The 18,585-nt window shown below is 70.3% G+C and carries 14 protein-coding genes and 1 pseudogene; 5 read left to right on the forward strand and 10 right to left on the reverse strand.

What is annotated here, in order from left to right; all coding sequences use genetic code 11:
• Window positions 1–130: 130 nt before the first annotated feature.
• Window positions 131–2,596 carry a type IV secretory system conjugative DNA transfer family protein gene (locus tag SGFS_RS18890; protein WP_286251790.1) on the reverse strand — a complete coding sequence of 822 codons (2,466 nt, stop codon included), beginning with the start codon at window positions 2,594–2,596 and terminating at the stop codon, window positions 131–133.
• A 286-nt stretch (window positions 2,597–2,882) separates the two neighbouring features.
• Between SGFS_RS18890 and gabT the strand changes: the two genes are divergently transcribed.
• Together gabT and SGFS_RS18900 are read left to right on the forward strand one after the other, a co-directional pair.
• Window positions 2,883–4,217 carry a 4-aminobutyrate--2-oxoglutarate transaminase gene (gene gabT / locus SGFS_RS18895; protein WP_286251792.1) on the forward strand — a complete coding sequence of 445 codons (1,335 nt, stop codon included), beginning with the start codon at window positions 2,883–2,885 and terminating at the stop codon, window positions 4,215–4,217.
• A gap of 225 nt (window positions 4,218–4,442) precedes the next feature.
• Window positions 4,443–5,252, forward strand: a complete 810-nt coding sequence (locus tag SGFS_RS18900; RefSeq protein ID WP_286251793.1) for a phosphatase PAP2 family protein — start codon at window positions 4,443–4,445, stop codon at window positions 5,250–5,252.
• Window positions 5,253–5,365: 113 nt separating this feature from the next.
• Here SGFS_RS18900 and SGFS_RS18905 read toward each other — a convergent pair whose 3' ends face one another.
• From SGFS_RS18905 to SGFS_RS18935, 7 genes are all read right to left on the reverse strand, one after another.
• A complete protein-coding gene (locus tag SGFS_RS18905; protein WP_286251794.1) occupies window positions 5,366–5,818 on the reverse strand; it encodes a hypothetical protein in 453 nt (150 codons plus the stop codon).
• A gap of 187 nt (window positions 5,819–6,005) precedes the next feature.
• On the reverse strand, window positions 6,006–7,424 hold the full coding sequence (locus tag SGFS_RS18910) for an NAD(P)/FAD-dependent oxidoreductase (protein ID WP_286251795.1): 1,419 nt from the start codon (window positions 7,422–7,424) through the stop codon (window positions 6,006–6,008).
• Between the two features lie 40 nt (window positions 7,425–7,464).
• Entirely contained in the window at window positions 7,465–8,292 is an 828-nt protein-coding gene (locus SGFS_RS18915) for an ABC transporter permease (RefSeq protein ID WP_286251796.1), read from the reverse strand.
• Window positions 8,293–9,231, reverse strand: coding sequence for an ABC transporter permease (locus tag SGFS_RS18920; protein ID WP_286251797.1), 939 nt, complete (start codon window positions 9,229–9,231; stop codon window positions 8,293–8,295). It abuts the gene before it with no gap.
• Window positions 9,231–10,409, reverse strand: a complete 1,179-nt coding sequence (locus SGFS_RS18925; protein WP_286251799.1) for an ABC transporter ATP-binding protein — start codon at window positions 10,407–10,409, stop codon at window positions 9,231–9,233. The genes SGFS_RS18920 and SGFS_RS18925 overlap by 1 nt, the downstream gene beginning before the upstream one ends.
• A gap of 8 nt (window positions 10,410–10,417) precedes the next feature.
• Window positions 10,418–11,662 carry a polyamine ABC transporter substrate-binding protein gene (locus SGFS_RS18930; RefSeq protein WP_286251800.1) on the reverse strand — a complete coding sequence of 415 codons (1,245 nt, stop codon included), beginning with the start codon at window positions 11,660–11,662 and terminating at the stop codon, window positions 10,418–10,420.
• Between the two features lie 83 nt (window positions 11,663–11,745).
• Window positions 11,746–13,281, reverse strand: coding sequence for a gamma-aminobutyraldehyde dehydrogenase (locus tag SGFS_RS18935; protein ID WP_286251801.1), 1,536 nt, complete (start codon window positions 13,279–13,281; stop codon window positions 11,746–11,748).
• Between the two features lie 211 nt (window positions 13,282–13,492).
• On the opposite strand from SGFS_RS18935, the gene SGFS_RS18940 reads away from it, so the two are divergent.
• From SGFS_RS18940 to SGFS_RS18950, 3 genes and pseudogenes are all read left to right on the forward strand, one after another.
• On the forward strand, window positions 13,493–14,053 hold the full coding sequence (locus SGFS_RS18940) for an NADAR family protein (RefSeq protein ID WP_286251803.1): 561 nt from the start codon (window positions 13,493–13,495) through the stop codon (window positions 14,051–14,053).
• Between the two features lie 116 nt (window positions 14,054–14,169).
• A pseudogene (locus SGFS_RS18945) lies at window positions 14,170–15,373 on the forward strand (adenosine deaminase).
• A 22-nt stretch (window positions 15,374–15,395) separates the two neighbouring features.
• Window positions 15,396–16,085 carry a glycerophosphodiester phosphodiesterase gene (locus SGFS_RS18950; protein WP_286251814.1) on the forward strand — a complete coding sequence of 230 codons (690 nt, stop codon included), beginning with the start codon at window positions 15,396–15,398 and terminating at the stop codon, window positions 16,083–16,085.
• A gap of 12 nt (window positions 16,086–16,097) precedes the next feature.
• On the opposite strand, the gene SGFS_RS18955 is transcribed toward SGFS_RS18950, so the two are convergent.
• Both SGFS_RS18955 and SGFS_RS18960 read right to left on the reverse strand, forming a co-directional pair.
• Window positions 16,098–17,798, reverse strand: coding sequence for an RNA polymerase sigma factor (locus tag SGFS_RS18955; RefSeq protein WP_286251816.1), 1,701 nt, complete (start codon window positions 17,796–17,798; stop codon window positions 16,098–16,100).
• A gap of 188 nt (window positions 17,799–17,986) precedes the next feature.
• On the reverse strand, window positions 17,987–18,520 hold the full coding sequence (locus tag SGFS_RS18960; RefSeq protein WP_286251819.1) for a hypothetical protein: 534 nt from the start codon (window positions 18,518–18,520) through the stop codon (window positions 17,987–17,989).
• Between the last annotated feature and the right edge of the window lie 65 nt (window positions 18,521–18,585).

Consider the following 18,585-nt stretch of genomic DNA (forward strand, 5'->3'; position numbering starts at 1 on the left):
GGCTCGTGTGACTCCCGTGACGACGGTGACGACAGTGGGCCCTTTCGCCACCATGTATGAACGACCTGTGCCGATTGTGCCTCACTGTACGGTCCCGCACCCCGAACGGCTCAGCCGCACGCCAGACCGCTCACCCCCGCAGGTCCACCAGCAACGGCGGCGCGTGCTCCCCCCGCACATTCGTCAACGACAGCACCGCGTGCCCGGGCGGCACCCCGTGCGCCAACTCGGACGCGGACCAGCGCTCCCGCTCGACCTGGCGTACGGTCACGGCGTCCGTGGTCACGGCCTTGCCGGTGACCAGTTTGCGCAGGGCGTGGATGGCCCGGGTCATCGGCTGGTCGGCGAAGACCGTGTGCTTGGCGACCTCCGTGGTCTCCACCCACTCGGTGCCCCAGGTCTGGGCGAACCGGCTGCCGTCCCAGGTGGTGATCCCGGAGAACGCCATCCGGCAGCCGACGGCCCCGTACAGCGGCCCGTGCAGGGCCTCCGGAACGTCGCCGATCGTGCGCAGAGCCAGTACGACACCGGCGTTCTGCGAGCGCAGCCGCTGGATGCGGCGCACCGATCCGGCGGTCACCGTGCCCGTGGCGTCGTCCAGGACCAGACAGACGAAGTGGGTGCGCCGCCCCTCCCGGACGACGGCGTGGAACTGGGCGAGGACGAGCCGGGTGATCAGTCGGCCGGCCTCCTCGTAACCGTGCTCGGGCAGGTCGATGCGGACCCGGAGCGGGTGGTGGGCGACCGCGCGGAGCGAGAACGGCCGTTGCGCGCCGCCTCCCCCGCCGAAGAACTCGGCGAACACCGGCCGGTTCAGCAGGGCGAGCCGGTCGGCGAGCGCGCGGCCCGCGTCCCCGGGCATACCGGTCTGCCGGATGCGCGCCTCCAGCTCTCGGCGCATCACCTCGTCCCCGGCCACCGCCTCCCTCAGCACCGACAGCGCCGACGGCTCGCCCTCCAGGAGCTCACGCAGCTCGGGGAACGTGGGGAAGTGTCCGTGCGCGGTCCGGTACGGGCCCAGCAGCTGGGCGAGCGTGGTGGCCGCGCTCTGCGCGCTCACCGTGTCGAGATCGCCGACCAGCGCCTCGGCCAGGATCGCGGCCGCCTCGTCGGGGTCGTCGGTCTCGGCGTAGGGGTCCAGGTCGTGTACCGAGGACGGGTCGCCGATCCGGACGATCACGTCGAAGGCGGAGTCGGCGCCGAGCGGGCGGCTGCCGGGCGAGGACACCGCTACGACCGCGCAGCCGCCGGTCAGCGCCTGCAGGGCCAGCGCCTCGGTCAGCGGCTCGACCAGAGTGCGGGTCTTGCCCGAGCCGGACGGGCCGACGGCCAGCAGGGACGTGCCCAGCAGGTCCGGGCCGAGCGCGGCACCCACGTCGTGGTAGGCGACCGGGGTGCGCTCGGCGGGCACCCAGCGACCGATGCGCACCTGCCCGGCGAGCAGGTCATGGCGCGCGGAGCGCTGGGGCAGGTCGCGCGCGCCGGAGGGATGGGTCCAGGCAGCGCCGCCCTGGCGCAGCACGGTCTCCCGGAAGCCGGACAGACCCACCGTCCAGGCCCGCCGCACGCGCGCGCAGTCGACGTCGTTCATCCGCCCGGTGCCCACCTCGCCCGTGAGCAGTTCGGCCGCCTCGTGCTGCCCGGCGTCGCGCAGTTCGGGCCATTGGGCGAGGGGCCGCTCCTCGGCGACGGTGTTCGCCACCGGGCGTTCGCGGGAGACGAGCCGCTCCTTCGCGTACGTCCACCAGCCGCCGACCCTGGCGAACGGCCACACCACCAGCACGGTGACGATCGCGTACAGCGTGTTCGTGGACAGGACCGAGGTGAACACCTCGTAGCTCCCGGAGATCAGGACGATCAGGGAGAAGAGCGGACCGACCACGGGCAGCGCGTCCCAGCCGACCCCGAAGGCATTGGGGAACACAAGGCTCAGGGCGGCCAGCGCGCACAGCAGAGCGAGCAGGGCCCGGGCGGGCTGCGGGCGGCGGCCGATGAAGTGTTGGGCGATGGCGGGCCAGCCGCCCAGTCGGACGACGGCCCAGACGAGCAGAGCGAAGAAGACACCCGAGTAGACCTCCAGTGCCTCCCGGCCCGGCAGTGCCACCTCCTGCCCCTCCTGCGGTTTGGGCGCGACCAGCGTGCCGCCCCACCACCAGTCGCCCGGGGTGAACACCCGCAGCAGCTCGTACTGGTAGGGAACGGCGCCCCGCTGCCACAGCGACCACACGAAGAGCGCCACGACCAGGGGGATGATCATGCCGACGACCGTGACGGGCGCGAGCCGATCGGCTGGTTCCGCGCCCTTCGGCAGCCGGTACCCGAAGCGCCAGATGCCGGGCTTCGTGGCGGGCCGCTCCTCGTTCAGCCAGGCGGCGACGGCGGACGAGGGGGACGGCTTCTGCGCAGGTGGCGGCCCAGGCGCGTGTACGGGGGCCGGCGGCATGCCGGGCATCCCCGGCGCCCCCGCCCCCACCCCCGGCGTCCCCGCAGGCATGGGCGGCAGAGCGGGCGCCGGTGGCACATCCGGTGGTCCCGTCGGGCGCGGCACAGGATTCGCATGCGTGCCCCGCGCGTCCCGCGTCCCGTCGCTGTCCATCGCGCTTGCCCCCTGACCAGCCGTTCCGTCCACCATCAGCGAGCCAATCTAACGCTCTCGCAAGGGGAGTTCACCGTTTACGCGGCCGTGCGGACCGGGAAGCCCCTCGCCGACGACCTGTCGGCATCGTGGACGACACCCCATGAGTGCCATGTCCACCGAGGACAACCGGCGCCGCCGACAACGCCCACATGGAGCATGCCCACCTCTCGTCCCCGGTCCTAGCCTGCGAGAAAAGAAGGCAAGCGTCCGCACAGCCCGGTCCGTGAAACCCCAGGAGCCCCACATGAGCGCACTTCCGCAGGAGCGCCGCGTCGTCACCGCCATCCCCGGTCCGAAGTCGCAGGAGCTGCAGGCCCGCCGTGTCGCCGCGGTCGCGGCGGGGGTGGGGTCGGTGCTGCCGGTGTTCACCGCGCGCGCGGGCGGCGGCATCATCGAGGACGTCGACGGCAACCGCCTCATCGACTTCGGCTCCGGCATCGCGGTGACGTCCGTCGGCGCCTCCGCCGAGGCCGTCGTACGCCGGGCCTCGGCCCAGCTCCAGGACTTCACGCACACCTGTTTCATGGTCACGCCGTACGAGGGCTATGTGGAGGTCGCCGAGGCCCTCGCCGAGCTGACCCCGGGTGACCACGCCAAGAAGAGCGCCCTGTTCAACAGCGGCGCCGAGGCCGTCGAGAACGCCGTCAAGATCGCCCGGTCCTACACCAAGCGGCAGGCCGTGGTCGTGTTCGACCACGGCTACCACGGGCGCACCAACCTCACGATGGCGCTGACCGCCAAGAACATGCCGTACAAGCACGGCTTCGGGCCGTTCGCGCCCGAGGTCTACCGCATGCCCCTCGCCTACGGCTACCGCTGGCCGACCGGTCCGGAGAACGCGGGCCCGGAGGCCGCCGCGCAGGCCATCGACCAGATCACCAAGCAGGTCGGCCCGGACAACGTGGCCGCGATCATCATCGAGCCGGTGCTCGGCGAGGGCGGCTTCATCGAGCCGGCGAAGGGCTTCCTGCCGGCGATCAGCAAGTTCGCCAAGGACAACGGCATCGTCTTCGTCGCCGACGAGATCCAGTCCGGCTTCTGCCGTACCGGGCAGTGGTTCGCCTGCGAGGACGAGGGCATCGTCCCGGACCTGATCACCACGGCCAAGGGCATCGCGGGCGGTCTGCCGCTCGCCGCCGTCACCGGCCGCGCCGAGATCATGGACGCCGCGCACGCCGGTGGCCTGGGCGGTACGTACGGCGGCAACCCGGTCGCCTGCGCGGGCGCGCTCGGCTCGATCGAGACGATGAAGGAGCTCGACCTCAACGCGAAGGCGAAGGGCATCGAGGCGACGATGAAGGCCCGCCTCACCGCCATGGCCGAGAAGTTCGACGTCATCGGTGACATCCGCGGCCGCGGCGCGATGATCGCGATCGAGCTGGTCAAGGACCGTACGACGAAGGAGCCGAACCCGGAGGCGACCGCCGCGCTGGCGAAGGCCTGTCACCAGGAGGGCCTGCTGGTCCTGACCTGTGGCACCTACGGCAACGTTCTGCGCTTCCTGCCGCCGCTCGTCATCGGCGACGACCTGCTGAACGAGGGTCTCGACATCATCGAGCAGGCGTTCACGCGCATCTGAGCCCCCGCTCGCCCACCGCGCATACGGAATCCCCCATCCGCCTCCGACGTCCCACGCTTCCCGGAACCGGAATCCCGCCCGGATTCCGGTCCGGGTCGGCAACGGTCAGAGGGCGTGAAGAAGGTGTGCAAGGTGCATGACGGGACGCGATTCTGTCTGTCGTCACCGCATCCACTGTCGTAGGTTCTTATGCAGATGAGAGATACACCCCGCCCACAGGGGACTGTGGGCGAGTCCAGGTCGGGGCCTCCCCAGCTTCGCTCTGGTCGTGCCCTCGCGCACACACCCGGAGCTTCCGGCTCCGGTTCTCCTCACCGATCGGATGGCCGCTCGCCCCAAACCCCCCGGGGCGCGCGGCACACCGATCCGGTCGGCCGTCCTCGAACCTCCCCCCCTGTTCGAGGACGGCCGACCATCTTCTCCGGCCGTCGCGCCGCCCTCCTCCTTCTCGGCGCCCCGGCCCTCCTCTTCGCGTTGATCACCTGGCAGGTCCTCACGCACGGCCCGCTGGCCCGCGCGGACGAGCGTCTCAGTGACTCCCTGGTCCACCGGGGCGACGCCACCCAGTTCCTGGCCGACCTCGGCAATGTCACGGTCGCCGTCCCGGTTCTGGCCGTCGTCGCCGCGTATGCCGCGTGGCGTGCCCGTGCCACTGGTGGGGACCACTGGTGGCGGCGGCCCGCCGCCGCTGCCCTCCTCATGGCCGCGGTGCCGCTCTGGGTCGTCCCGCTGAAGGAGCTCATCGCCCGCTCGGGCCCCGCGATCATGGGCCCGGGCACGGGTTTCTACCCGTCCGGCCACACGGCGACCGCCTCCATGGCGTACGGCGGTGCCGTCCTGCTTCTGCTGCCCCGGCTGCGCGGCGCTCTCGCCCGCCGCGCGCTCGTCGTCCTCGCGCTCGTCGTGAACCTCGGGGTCGGCTTCGGCCTGGTGCGCCAGGGCTACCACTGGCCGTTCGACGTGGTGGCGAGCTGGTGCGTGTGCGCGCTGCTGCTCTCCACTCCGTGGTTGCGGGTGGGTCGCCCCGCTGGATGAGGTCGCGCCGCTCCACCGGGTGACGTCGGCGTCGGCCGCACGGGCGGCCGACGAGAGCGCGTCGCGGCCGGGGAACGGCCGCCGTCACGACGTGTGTGGCTGTCAGCCCCCGGCTACCGGTCCTCGTCCCCGGCCAGGCTCGCCGCGGCCTCGTGCATCGCCAGTTCGAGGAGCGCCGGGTCGGTGAGCGTGCCGGTGCCGTCCGGCGGGATCAGCCAGCGCGCAGCGCCGCTCTGGCGTCCCGGGTACGGCACCACGATCCAGGTGCCGTAGCCCGCGCTGCGCACGCCTGTGCCGAGCCACCGGGACGCCGTGCCCGGCGGTACGAAGAACCCCATGCGGTCGTCGCCGAAGCCGACGAGTACGGGTCCGGGCTGGTCGATGATGCGGGTCAGGACGTCGAGCGTGGGGTAGCCGAGTTCGCCCGGCAGGATCAGCACGTCCCAGGCCCTGCCCGCCGGGAGCAGGGCGACCCCCAGGGGGTTGCGCTCCCACTCCCAGCGGCAGGCCTCCGGATCCGGTGCTGCGGATGCCAGCCACTCGACCGCCGTCTTGGCCCCAGTCATGACAGGGACGTTCCTCTCTGTTGTCCTCCCGAGGACGCTGTTCGCGTCAGGAGCACAGACAGAGGTCCCGGCCGGGCATTACGCGGGTTTTCTCAACTTGTCGGTGGTGAAGGAGCAGCGGTGATCGAGCAGGGCGTACGCCTACTGGTCACGAGTGCTCCGACGCGCCGGTACCGGCGCCGGGGCGTCAGCTGTCGAAGCCCAGCCCCATCCGGTCCATCGCCTTCAGCCACAGGTTGCGCCGGCCCCCGTGGGAGTCGGCGCGGGCCAGGGACCACTTGGTGAGGGCGATACCCGTCCAGGCGAACGGCTCGGGCGGGAAGGGCAGCGGCTTCTTGCGGACCATCTCCAGTTCGGTCAGCTCGGTGCGCTCCCCCGACAGCAGGTCGAGCATCACCTCGGCGCCGAACCGGGTGGCCCCGACGCCCAGCCCGGTGTACCCGGCCGCGTACGCCACCTTGCCCTGGTGGGCCGTGCCGAAGAACGCCGAGAAGCGCGAGCAGGTGTCGATGGCCCCGCCCCAGGCGTTGGTGAACCGGACGCCCTCCAGCTGCGGGAAGCAGGTGAAGAAGTGCCCGGCGAGCTTGGCGTACGTCTCGGGCCGGTCGTCGTACTCGGCGCGGAGGCGACCGCCGTACTGATAGATCGCGTCGTAGCCGCCCCAGAGGATGCGGTTGTCGGCGGACAGCCGGAAGTAGTGGAACTGGTTGGCCGAGTCGCCGAGCCCCTGCCGGTTCTTCCAGCCGATCGAGTCGAGCTGCTCGGCGGTCAGCGGCTCGGTCATCAGGGCGTAGTCGTAGACCGGGACGGTGTACGCGCGGACGCGCTTGACCAGGCTCGGGAAGATGTTCGTGCCGAGGGCGATGTGCCGGGCGCGGACGCTGCCGTACGGGGTGCGTACGGCCATACCGGCGCCATAGGGCTTCAGCGTCAGCGCGGGGGTGTGCTCGTAGACGCGGACGCCGAGCCGCACGCAGGCCCGCTTCAGGTTCCACGCCAGCTTCGCGGGGTGCAGCATGGCGACTCCCCGGCGGTCGTGCAGGCCCGCCTCGAAGGTCGGGGAGGCGACCTGGTCGCGGACCGCGTCGGCGTCGAGGAACTCGATGCCGTCGGCGAGGCCCTTGCGTTCGATCTCCTCGTACCAGTCACGCAGTTCCCACGCCTGGTACGTCTCGGTGGCCACGTCGATCTCGCCGGTGCGTTCGAAGTCGCAGTCGAGATCGTGCCGGGCGACCGCCGCCTCGATCTCGTCGAGGTTGCGGTCCCCCAGCTCCTGGAGCTTGTGGATCTCGTCGGGCCAGCGGGCGAGGCCGTTGGCCAGGCCGTGGGTGATCGAGGCGGCGCAGAAGCCGCCGTTGCGACCGGAGGCGGCCCAGCCCACCTCGCGGCCTTCCAGCAGGACGACATCCCGCCCCGGCTCGCGCTCCTTGGCGACGAGCGCGGTCCACAGTCCGCTGTAGCCGCCGCCGACGACCAGCAGATCGCAGGTCTCGGTGCCGGTCAGCGCGGGCTCGGGGTGGGGCTTGCCCGGGTCTTCGAGCCAGTACGGAACCGGCTGTGCGTCGGAAAGAGACTTTGTCCAACGGGTCATGGCGCTTGGGGCCATGATTTCAACTCCCTACAGAGCCAATTCGGGTCGCCGAGGCTTATGCCTTCTGCTTTTTTCTGCGGTTTCCGATGGCCATTCCGGCCACCACGAACAGTACGGCGACAAGGAACATGGCCGTACCGATGACATTGATCTGGACGGGCGTGCCGCGCTGTGCCGAGCCCCAGACGAACATGGGGAAGGTGACGGTCGAGCCCGCGTTGAAATTGGTGATGATGAAGTCGTCGAAGGAGAGCGCGAAGGCCAGCAGCGCGCCCGCGGCGATACCGGGGGCGGCGATGGGCAGGGTGACCCGGACGAAGGTCTGGACGGGACCGGCGTACAGATCGCGCGCGGCCTCCTCCAGTCTCGGGTCCATCGACATCACGCGCGCCTTGACGGCGACGACGACGAAGCTGAGGCAGAACATGATGTGGGCGATCAGGATCGTCCAGAAACCCAACTGCGCACCCAGATTGAGGAACAGGGTGAGCAGCGAGGCGGCCATCACGACCTCGGGCATCGCCATGGGGAGGAAGATCAGCGAGTTCACCGCGCCCCGCGCGCGGAACCGGTAGCGGACGAGCGCGAAGGCGATCATCGTGCCGAGGACGGTCGCGCCGAGCGTCGCCCAGGCCGCCAGCTGGAGGCTCAGCGAGAGCGAGCCGCACAGGTCGGCGACACCGCACGGATCGGTCCAGGCGGCCGTGGAGAACTGCTGCCACTCGTAGTTGAATCGGCCCTTCGGTTGATTGAAGGAGAAGACCGTGACGACGACGTTCGGCAGAAGCAGATAACCGAGTGTCAGCAGTCCCGCGATGACCACAAGACGGCTCTTGAGCCAGTTGACGCTCGTGCCGAATATGCGACTCTGTCGCGTGTCCATTTAAACCAGATCCTCCGTCCCGGACTTGCGGATGTACACCGTGACCATGAGCAGGATCGCGGCCATGAGGATGAACGAGAGGGCCGCCGCCGTCGGATAGTCGAGAATCCGCAGGAACTGGCTCTGGATGACGTTTCCGATCATCTGGGTGTTGGTGGAGCCGAGCAGTTCGGCGTTCACGTAGTCGCCGCTCGCCGGAATGAAGGTCAGCAGCGTGCCGGAGACGACACCGGGCATGGACAGCGGGAAGGTGACCTTGCGGAAGGTCGTGAACGGCCTCGCGTACAGATCGCCGGCCGCCTCGTGCAGCCGCCCGTCGATGCGCTCCAGCGAGGTGTACAGCGGCAGGATCATGAACGGCAGGAAGTTGTACGTGAGGCCGCAGACCACCGCGAGCGGGGTGGCCAGCACCCGGTCACCGGCCGTCAGGCCGAGCCAGCTGGTGACGTCCAGGACGTGCAGCGAGCCGAGGGCGCCGACGACCGGGCCGCCGTCCGAGAGGATCGTCTTCCAGGCGAGCGTACGGATCAGGAAGCTGGTGAAGAACGGGGCGATCACCAGGATCAGGATCAGATTGCGCCAGCGGCCCGCGCGGAACGCGATCAGATACGCCAGCGGATAGCCGAGCAGCAGACACAGGATCGTCGCCGAGCCCGCGTAGAGCACCGAGCGCAGGAACTGCGGGTAGTACTCGGACAGCGCGTCCCAGTAGGTCGCGAAGTGCCAGGTGACCTTGTAGCCGTCCTCCAGCGAGCCTGTCTGCACGGACGTGGAGGCCTGGTAGACCATCGGCATCGCGAAGAACACCACGAGCCAGATGAGACCGGGCGCGAGCAGCAGATAGGGCGTCCAGCGGCCTCTCTTGCGGGGCGGCTTCGCCGTGGGGCCGGGAGCGAGGGGCGGTGGGGCCTCGGCCGCGGCTTCGGTGAGGGTCGACATCAGACGGCCGCCCCTTCTTCGACACCGGCGGAGCCCGCTGTCCCGGCAAGCAGGGACTGGGCCGCGTCCAGGCCGAAGGTGTGGGCCGGGCTCCAGTGCAGGACGACGTCGGCGCCGGGGACGAGCCGGGCGTCGCGGTCGATGTTCTGGACGTACACCTCGAACTCGGGGCAGACCGAGCTGTCGATGACGTACTGCGTGGAGACGCCGATGAAGCTGGTGGCGGCGATCTTGCCGGTGATGCGGTTGCGGCCGACGGGGATCTCGCCGGCGTCGTCCGCGTGCGTGAGGGTGATCTTCTCGGGGCGTACCCCGACGAGGACCTTGCCGCCGGTGCGGGTGGGCGCGGAACATCGCGCCTCGGGGAGGAGCAGCTTGCCGTCGCCCGCCTTCAGCACGATCTCGGCGCCGCTCTGGGAGTCGACCTCGGCCTCGATGAGGTTGGAGGTGCCGAGGAAGTTGGCGACGAAGGTGGTCTTCGGGTTCTCGTACAGGTCGGCCGGGGAGCCGAGCTGCTCGACGCGGCCGCCGTTCATCACCGCGACCGTGTCGGCCATGGTCATGGCCTCCTCCTGGTCGTGCGTGACATGGATGAACGTGATGCCGACCTCGGTCTGGATGCGCTTCAGCTCCAGCTGCATCTGGCGGCGCAGCTTGAGGTCGAGGGCGCCGAGGGGCTCGTCGAGGAGCAGGACCTTGGGGTGGTTGATGAGCGCGCGGGCGACGGCGACGCGCTGCTGCTGGCCGCCGGACAGCTGGTGCGGCTTCTTGCGCGCCTGCTCGCCGAGCTGGACCAGCTCCAGCATCTCCTCGACCTGCTTCTTCACGCTCTTGATGCCACGCCTGCGCAGGCCGAAGGCGACGTTCTCGAAGATGTCGAGGTGCGGGAAGAGGGCGTACGACTGGAAGACCGTGTTCACCGGCCGCTTGTACGGGGGCAGGTTCGTCACGTCGTGGTCGCCGAGCGAGACCGTGCCGCAGGAAGGTTCCTCCAGGCCGGCGATCATGCGGAGGGTGGTGGTCTTGCCGCAGCCGGAGGCGCCGAGGAGGGCGAAGAAGGAACCTTCCGGCACGGTCAGGTCGAGCGGGTGGACGGCCGTGAAGGAGCCGTAGGTCTTGCCTATGCCGGAGAGGCGGACGTCACCGCTGCCGTTGTCTGTGGTTTTCTTGCTGGTCATCGTCCTCGTCACGCCCCTGTCAGCTTCGCGAACTTCTCTTCGTACGCCGTCTCTTCCTTCTGGGTGAGGGAGCGGAAGGCGTGGGACTTGGCTGCCATGGCCGCGTCGGGAATGATCAGCGGGTTGTTCGCCGCGTCCGGGTCGATCTTGGCCAGCTCCGCCTTCACCCCGTCGACGGGGCACACGTAGTTGATGTACGCGGCGAGCTCGGCGGCCGGCTTCGGCTCGTAGTAGTAGTCGATGAGCCGTTCGGCGTTGGTCTTGTGCCGGGCCCGGTTGGGGATCAGCAGGTTGTCCGTCGAGGTCAGATAGCCGCTGTCGGGGATGACGAAGTCGATGTCCGGGGTGTCGGCCTTGAGCTGGACGACGTCGCCGGCCCAGGCGATACAGGCCGCGAGGTCGCCCTTGCTGAGGTCCGAGGTGTAGTCGTTGCCGGTGAAGCGGCGTATCTGGCCCTTGTCGACGGCCTTCTGCAGGCGGGCGATCGCCGCGTCGAAGTCGTCGTCGGTGAACTTCGCCGGGTCCTTGCCCATGTCCAGCAGGGTCATGCCCATGCTGTCGCGCATCTCGGAGAGGAAGCCGATCCGGCCCTTCAGTCTGGGGTTGTCGAGCATGTCCGAGACCGACTTCACCTCCTCGCCGTCGAGGGCCTTCTTGTTGTAGGCGATGACGGTGGAGATGCCGGTCCAGGGGTACGAGTAGGCGCGCCCGGGGTCCCAGTCGGGGCCGCGGAACTGCTGGGACAGGTTCAGATAGGCGTGCGGCAGGTTGGACGCGTCGAGTTTCTGGACCCACCCGAAGCGGATCAGCCGGGCGGCGAGCCAGTCGGTGACGCAGATCAGGTCGCGCCCGGTGTCCTGACCCGCGGCGAGCTGCGGCTTGATCTTGCCGAAGAACTCGACGTTGTCGTTGATGTCCTCGGTGTACTTGACCGCGATACCGGTGCGCTTGGTGAACTGCTCCAGGCTGGGGTGGTGCTTGCCGCTGTCGTCGACGTCCATGTACTCGGTCCAGTTGGAGAAGTTGATCTCCTTCTCCTCGGCCGAGTGGTCCTCGGACGAGACGCCCGAGGTGTTCTTCGCCGCGGGGATGCCACAGGCGCTCAGCGCGCCGAGCCCGCCGATCGCCAGTGCGCCGCCGGTTCCGGCACGCAGCAGCGAGCGGCGGCCGAGTGCGGCCCTGCCGCTGGTGAGACTGCGCCGCATGGCGGCCACCTGGGCCGGGGACAGGCGGTCGGGCTCGTACTGCTCCATGCGCGTGGTGCCCTTTCGGAGGTGCCCTGTCGGGAAGGTGAGCGGAGACCGGCCGGAGGTCGGGCGGTCGGACTCCGAGATGGCTAGCGGTCCCCGAAGATCGTGCGGTGCCAGTCCTTCCTGGCAACCGCCGTATTGTCGAACATGACGTGCTTGATCTGGGTGTACTCCTCGAACGAGTACGCGGACATGTCCTTGCCGAAGCCGGACGCCTTGTATCCGCCGTGGGGCATCTCGCTGATGATCGGAATGTGGTCGTTGACCCACACACAGCCCGCCTTGATCTCGCGGGTGGCACGGTTCGCGCGGTAGACGTCCCGGCTCCAGGCGGAGGCGGCGAGCCCATACGGCGTGTCGTTCGCGAGGCGGATGCCCTCGTCGTCGCTGTCGAACGGCAGGACGACCAGCACCGGCCCGAAGAGCTCGGACTGGACGATCTCGCTGTCCTGGGGGGCGTCGGCGACGAGGGTCGGGCGATAGTACGCGCCCTTTTCGAGCTCCCCCTGTGGCGCCTCGCCGCCGGTCACCACGCGCGCGTACGCGCGTGCCCGCTCGACGAACCCGGCGACCCTGTCGCGCTGGACGTGCGAGATCAGCGGCCCGAGGTCGGTGCCGTGCGCGAAGGGGTCGCCCAGCCGGACGGTCTCCATGAGGGCGGCCGTTCTCGCGACGAACTCCTCGTAGAGGGGACGCTGTACGTACGCGCGCGTGGCGGCCGTGCAGTCCTGCCCGGTGTTGATGAGGGCGCCCGCGACCGCGCCGTTGACGGCGGCCTCCAGGTCCGCGTCGTCGAAGACGAGGAAGGGGGCCTTGCCGCCCAGCTCCAGATGGATGCGCTTGACGGTGGCGGTGGCGATCTCGGCGACGCGCTTGCCGACGGCGGTGGAACCGGTGAAGGAGGTCATGGCCACGTCCGGGTGCCCGACGAGGTGCTCGCCGGCCTCCTTGCCGGTGCCGGTGACGATGTTGATCACCCCGTCCGGGATGCCCGCGGCGGTGGCGGCCTCCGCGAACAGCAGCGAGGTCAGCGGGGTCAGCTCGGCGGGCTTCAGCACGATCGTGTTGCCCGCCGCGACGGCCGGGAGGATCTTCCAGGCGGCCATCTGGAGCGGATAGTTCCAGGGCGCGATGGAGCCGACGACCCCGATGGGCTCACGGCGTACGTACGAGGTGTGGTCGCCGGAGTACTCGCCGGCCGACTGGCCCTGGAGGTGCCGGGCGGCGCCCGCGAAGAACGCGGTGTTGTCGATGGTCCCCGGCACGTCGAACTCGCGGGTGAGCTTGAGCGGCTTGCCGCACTGCAGGGACTCGGCCCGCGCGAACTCCTCCGCCCGGTCGGCCAGGACGGCGGCGAAGCGGTGCAGCGCCTCGGACCGCTCACCGGGCGTGGTGGCGGCCCAGCCCGGGAAGGCGGCGCGGGCGGCGGCCACGGCGGCGTCGACGTCGTCCGTGCCGGCCAGCTCGAAGGTGTAGACCTCGTCGCCGGTCGCGGGGTCGACGACCGCGTGGGTACGGCCGGTGGTGCCCTTGGTCAGGCGGCCCCCGATGTACTGCGCGCCGGCCGCGAGGCGTTCCTGCGCGGGGAATCGGTCCGGGGTGGCGGTGCCCGCCTTGTGCATGTCGCTCTCCTCCGCCTGTGCCCCCTCTGCCCCGGGGACGGGTGGCGTAGCTCCAGCTCGATTTGAGTGCCGATCCTGGCAGAGCAATGGGGCATCAACAAGTGATTCCGTTGTTGCCTTTTGGTTACGCAACGGAATCTGTCGACGGGGTGTCGACTCGGGGTGAAAAACAGGGGACGGATTGTCAGTGGTGGCTGCCAGACTCGTGGGCATGGGGAAGATCGAATCTTGGGACACCCTCACGAGGGAGGTCCGTGCGGGGGCGAAGGTCAAGTATCTGCACTTCTGGGGGCACCGGCCGCGGCCCGACGGTCAGGTGGGCGCGAGCTGTCTGAGCCAGTGGTGGCCGTCGCCGTTCACGGTCGACGGAGTGCGGTACGCGACGGCGGAGCACTGGATGATGGCGTCGAAGGCCCGGCTGTTCGGGGACGAGGAGGCGGCGGAGAAGGCCGTCGCGGCGTCCAGTCCGGCACTGGCGAAGAAGGTCGGGCGGCTGGTGCGCGACTTCGACGAGTCGATATGGGAGCGGGAGCGCTTCGGGATCGTCGTCGAGGGCAGCGTCCACAAGTTCGGGGCGCACGAGGACCTGCGGGCGTTCCTGCTGGGCACGGGTCGGCGCGTGCTCGTCGAGGCCAGCCCGGTGGACCGCGTGTGGGGCATCGGACTGGCCAAGGACGACGAGCGGGCGTACGACCCCGCGCGCTGGCGGGGGCCGAATCTGCTGGGGTTCGCGTTGATGGAGGCGCGGGAGCGGTTGCTGGGGTCTGTCTGACAGTCAGCGGGGGGGGCGGCATAGCACCGGGCGCGTAGACGGCTCCGGGGGCGGGCACCGCGTGTGCCGTTCGGTGCCTCGTCGGGCGGCGTGCGCGGTCCCCTCTGTTCCGTTCCGTGCCGTCGTACGTTCCGTCATGCTTAGGCCCTGCCTCGGAGGCATGGGCCGCCGCCTACGATGATCCCCGAGTCATCGATCAGCCGATCACCCGCGTCCCCGCCGAGGCCATGGTCCCGGGGACGCCGTTCCCGGGGAGGAACCTTGACCGACCAGACCGCCGCACCCGGCGCCCGCGACCTGAACACCTTCATCGCGAGGCTGCCCAAGGCCGAACTGCACGTCCACCACGTCGGCTCCGCCTCCCCCCGGATCGTCTCCGAGCTGGCCGCCCGTCACCCCGACTCCAAGGTGCCGACCGACCCCGAGGCCCTCGCCGACTACTTCACGTTCACGGACTTCGCGCACTTCATCCAGGTGTACCTGTCGGTCGTCGACCTGATCCGCACCCCGGAGGACGTACGGCTGCTGACCTACGAGGTGGCCCGGGAGCTGTCCCGCCAGCAGGTGCGTTACGCCGAGCTGACCATCACCCCGTACTCCTCCACCCGGCGCGGGATAGACGCGCGGGCCTTCATGGACGCGATCGAGGACGCGCGCAAGGCGGCCGAGGCCGACTTCGGGACCGTACTGCGGTGGTGCTTCGACATTCCCGGCGAGGCGGGGCTCGTCGCCGCCGAGGAGACGGTCCGGCTCGCCACGGACGACCGGCTGCGGCCGGAGGGGCTGGTGTCGTTCGGGCTCGGCGGGCCCGAGGTCGGCGTACCGAGGCCGCAGTTCAAGCCGTACTTCGACCGGGCCATCGCCGCCGGTCTGCACTCCGTGCCGCACGCCGGTGAGACGACCGGCCCGGAAACGGTGTGGGACGCGGTCAACGAGCTGCGCGCCGAGCGGATCGGGCACGGCACCAGCTCCGCGCAGGACCCGAAGCTCCTCGCCCACCTCGCCGAGCACGGGATCGCGCTGGAGGTGTGCCCGACGTCGAACATCGCGACGCGCGCGGTCCGCGTCCTCGACGAGCATCCCGTCAAGGAGTTCGTGAAGGCCGGGGTCCTGGTCACGATCAACTCCGACGACCCGCCGATGTTCGGCACCGACCTCAACACGGAGTACGCGGTCGCCGCGCGGCTCCTCGACCTCGACGAGCAGGGGCTGGCCGCGCTCGCGAAGAACGCGGTGGAGGCGTCGTTCCTCGACGAGGCGGGCAAGGCGCGGCTGGCCGGGGAGATCGACACCTACACCTCGGCCTGGCTCACCCCCTGACCCGAACCGCACAATGGGCGCCATGCGCAACCTGACCGCCGTCGCCCATCGCGGCGCTCCCTACCGTGTCCGTGAGAACACGCTCGACTCGCTGCGTTCCGCGCTTACCCTCGGCGCGGACGCCGTCGAGTTCGATGTGCGGTCGACGCGCGACGGCGTACCCGTGCTGCTGCACGACTCCACACTGAACCGGCTCTGGGAACTGGACCGTCCGCTGACCGCGCTCTCCGCCGCCGAGGTGCGGGGCCTCACCGGGGAGGGCGTCCCCACCCTCGTGGACGCACTGCGGGTCACCGAGGGGGCGCGGGTCATGGTCGACCTGCCCGGGGAGGTCGACACGCGGGGAGCGCGCCGGGTGGTGGACGTCGTACGGGAGTGCGGGGCGGCGGAGCGGGTGTACTACAGCGCCGGGCCCGCGACGATGCTCGCGGTGCGGTCCGTCGACCCCGCCGCCGAGATCGCGCTGACCTGGAAGACCCTCGCACCGCCGCGGCCGGCACTGCTCGACGCGGTACGGCCGCGGTGGCTGAACTACCGGTTCGGGCTGGTGAGCCGGGGGCTCGTGGAGCGGGTCCACCGGGACGGGTATCTGATGTCCGTGTGGACGCCCGACACTCGACGGTCCATGCGGCGACTGGCCGAGCTGGGGGTGGACTCGATCACCACCAACCGGGTCGACACGCTGTGCGCCCTGCGCAAGGGGGGAAGCTGAGGGACGGGCGGCCTACACCTTCGACTTCTGCTCCACCGTCGCCGCGTCCTGCGGCTTCGCCCTCGTCACGTACTGCGGTACCGGCGCCGAGTCCTTGCCGTTGTCCCGGGTCAGGCCGTAGCGGAAGGCGCCCTGGGCGGGGCCGTGGTTGACGTCCCTGTTCGCCTCGTCCCAGGTGGAGGGGAAGACGATGATGCCGTAGTCACAGCCCCGTTCGTTCTGGGTGAGGGTGACGCTGCCATCGAGGTAGAAGTACTCGTTCTGCCACATCTGCTGGGTGCCGTCGCGTAGTACGGCGTATCCGATGCTCGCTCCGCCCATGCCGGTCTCGTAGCCGTCGGCGGTGACGTGCGGGTCGTCCATGCGGCGGCCGCCGCCCGAGGCCACATGGAACAGCTTGCCCGTCAGGCCGGTCCAGCTCGGCATGACCAGCGCGCCGGGCCTGTTCCTCGGGGAGATCTGCCAGCGGACGAGGACATAACCCTCGCCGCTGAGCTGCACGCTTTCGCCGCGGTGCTGCATGACCGCCTTCTGGCCCCAGCTGCTGGTGACGCCCGATTCGGGCCGGCGCGGAAGGGCGGCGGGCCGGGCGTTCGCGTCCGGGGCCCGGTCCACGGCGTCGACGACCGTGCCGTACAGGCCGGTTTTCGAGCTCGGCGAAGGCGACGGGGAGGAGCTGGGGGACGGTGACGTGGTGGGCGACGGTGGCCTCGTCGGCTGGGCCGCCGCCGGGGCCCGGGCCGTGCTCAGGGACGTGGGGGCCGCCTGTGGAGGGCGGTCCGCCGGGGGCTGTGTCGCCACGTACGCGCCGCCCGCGACGATCGTCGCGCCCGCCGTCACCGCCACCGCGGGCTTGGTGAGCACGCCGAGCACCTTGGCCGACCAGCCGACGGAGGCAGACCCCGTCGCCACAGCCGTCGCCGCCACCGCCGTCTTGCCGCCGAAGGCGAGGGAGAGGGTGAAGCCGACCGGGATCGGGACGAGGGCGATGCCGACCAGGAGGCGTTCGGCGGGGACCACGACCTCGCCGGGGCTGACCGGGTCGGAGCAGTGGCCGCAGCCCCGGATGTGGCGGGCGATGCGCTTGCGCCACACCGAGTCGGGCCGTCCGCCCCAGCGGGCGGTGACCGCGCCGAGGTCGGGGCAGCCGGAGTCGAGGGCGCGGACGATGCCGCGCGCGGTCTCCAGCCGGGCCTTCATCCGCTGGACACGTACGGCGGCGTGCTGGCGGCTGATGCCGACGGCGGCGGCCAGTTCGCGCCGGGTGAGTTCGCCCGCGACCTCCAGCCACCACAGCGACAGCAGCTGCCGGTCCTCGTCGTCGAGCCAGCGGACGGCTTCCGCGACCTCGCGCCGCTGCCCTTCCAACTGGAGCCTGAGGACCGTCAGTTCGGCGAAGTCGGCGGCGGCGTGCGCGTCGCTGTCGTCGTCGAGCGGGTCGGCCGTACGCCGGCGCGCCCGGTCCCGTATCTGCCGCATGGCGATGGCGACCAGCCAGGACCGGAAGCTGTCCGGATCGCGAAGCGTGTCGAGGTTGTCGACGGCGCGCAGCATGGTCTCCTGCACGACGTCGTCGACGTCGGCGTGCCCGTTGAGGGCCCGGCCGACGATGTTGTAGACGAGCGGCAGCCAGCCCTCGATCAGCTCGTCGAGGGCGCGTCGGTCGCCCGACTGCGCGGCCGCGATGATGGAGCGCCACTGCCGCCCGTCCACGTACGTCCCTTCCGGTCCTGCCCGGCTCACCCGGCTCGATCGGTGTGTTCCGTACCTTCTCAGCCAACGCCGTGGCATAGGGAACCCCGAGGCGGAGATCACAGGCCGGGATCACGGTGTGGGAGAGGAGACGGGGCGGGGGCGGCCCGGATAACAGTTTTTCGTCGCCCCCGCTCAAGGGGTATGTGTCAGCCGACAGCGGCGGCTGTCGGGACTGCCGTCGCCTCCGCCGTGAGGGCCTCCAAGCGCTTGATCCGCTTCCACACCAGGTACAGCGGGATCACACCGAACACCCCGAACGACATGTCGATCACCGACCACCAGAAGGGGATCCCGCGGATCGGCCCGCAGATCAGGGCGAGCGGGATGATCCCGGCGCAGGCGATCATGCCGAGTTCGACGACCCAGATGTTGCGCACCGGGTCGCGGTACGGCCCGTAGAAGGCGACCGCGATCACCAGGTGCGCGAAGGCCAGCCAGTCGGTGCCGTAGAGGAGGAAGGGGTACTCGGTGTCGGCCTCGTCCAGGCCCGCGCGCACCCGCCCGATCCACTCCGTCAGCGCGGGCAGCTGGTCCCCGACGGAGAGCGAACGCAGCAACTCCTCGGTCCAGCGCAGTTCGTGGACGAGCGGGAACGCCGTGGCGCCGGAGAGCACCAGACAGACGACGAAGAAGACCAGCCATGCGCGGATGCCCTTCACCAGGGCGGCTCTGTCGCTCATGAGGGTGACCCTACTCCTGCGTTTGAACACGTTCAAAACTGCCCCCGGCTGATTGCAGGGGGAAT

It is taken from the genome of Streptomyces graminofaciens (genome assembly GCF_030294945.1).
Classification (GTDB): Bacteria; Actinomycetota; Actinomycetes; order Streptomycetales; family Streptomycetaceae; genus Streptomyces; species Streptomyces graminofaciens.

What these genes read in the sequence shown, in the direction of transcription:
- SGFS_RS18890 (WP_286251790.1), bottom strand. Translation starts at nt 2,596, where the DNA reads ATGGACAGCGACGGGACGCGGGACGCGCGGGGCACGCATGCGAATCCT.
- gabT (WP_286251792.1), top strand. Translation starts at nt 2,883, where the DNA reads ATGAGCGCACTTCCGCAGGAGCGCCGCGTCGTCACCGCCATCCCCGGT.
- SGFS_RS18905 (WP_286251794.1), bottom strand. Translation starts at nt 5,818, where the DNA reads ATGACTGGGGCCAAGACGGCGGTCGAGTGGCTGGCATCCGCAGCACCG.
- SGFS_RS18910 (WP_286251795.1), bottom strand. Translation starts at nt 7,424, where the DNA reads ATGGCCCCAAGCGCCATGACCCGTTGGACAAAGTCTCTTTCCGACGCA.
- SGFS_RS18915 (WP_286251796.1), bottom strand. Translation starts at nt 8,292, where the DNA reads ATGGACACGCGACAGAGTCGCATATTCGGCACGAGCGTCAACTGGCTC.
- SGFS_RS18920 (WP_286251797.1), bottom strand. Translation starts at nt 9,231, where the DNA reads ATGTCGACCCTCACCGAAGCCGCGGCCGAGGCCCCACCGCCCCTCGCT.
- SGFS_RS18925 (WP_286251799.1), bottom strand. Translation starts at nt 10,409, where the DNA reads ATGACCAGCAAGAAAACCACAGACAACGGCAGCGGTGACGTCCGCCTC.
- SGFS_RS18930 (WP_286251800.1), bottom strand. Translation starts at nt 11,662, where the DNA reads ATGGAGCAGTACGAGCCCGACCGCCTGTCCCCGGCCCAGGTGGCCGCC.
- SGFS_RS18935 (WP_286251801.1), bottom strand. Translation starts at nt 13,281, where the DNA reads ATGCACAAGGCGGGCACCGCCACCCCGGACCGATTCCCCGCGCAGGAA.
- SGFS_RS18940 (WP_286251803.1), top strand. Translation starts at nt 13,493, where the DNA reads ATGGGGAAGATCGAATCTTGGGACACCCTCACGAGGGAGGTCCGTGCG.
- SGFS_RS18950 (WP_286251814.1), top strand. Translation starts at nt 15,396, where the DNA reads ATGCGCAACCTGACCGCCGTCGCCCATCGCGGCGCTCCCTACCGTGTC.
- SGFS_RS18960 (WP_286251819.1), bottom strand. Translation starts at nt 18,520, where the DNA reads ATGAGCGACAGAGCCGCCCTGGTGAAGGGCATCCGCGCATGGCTGGTC.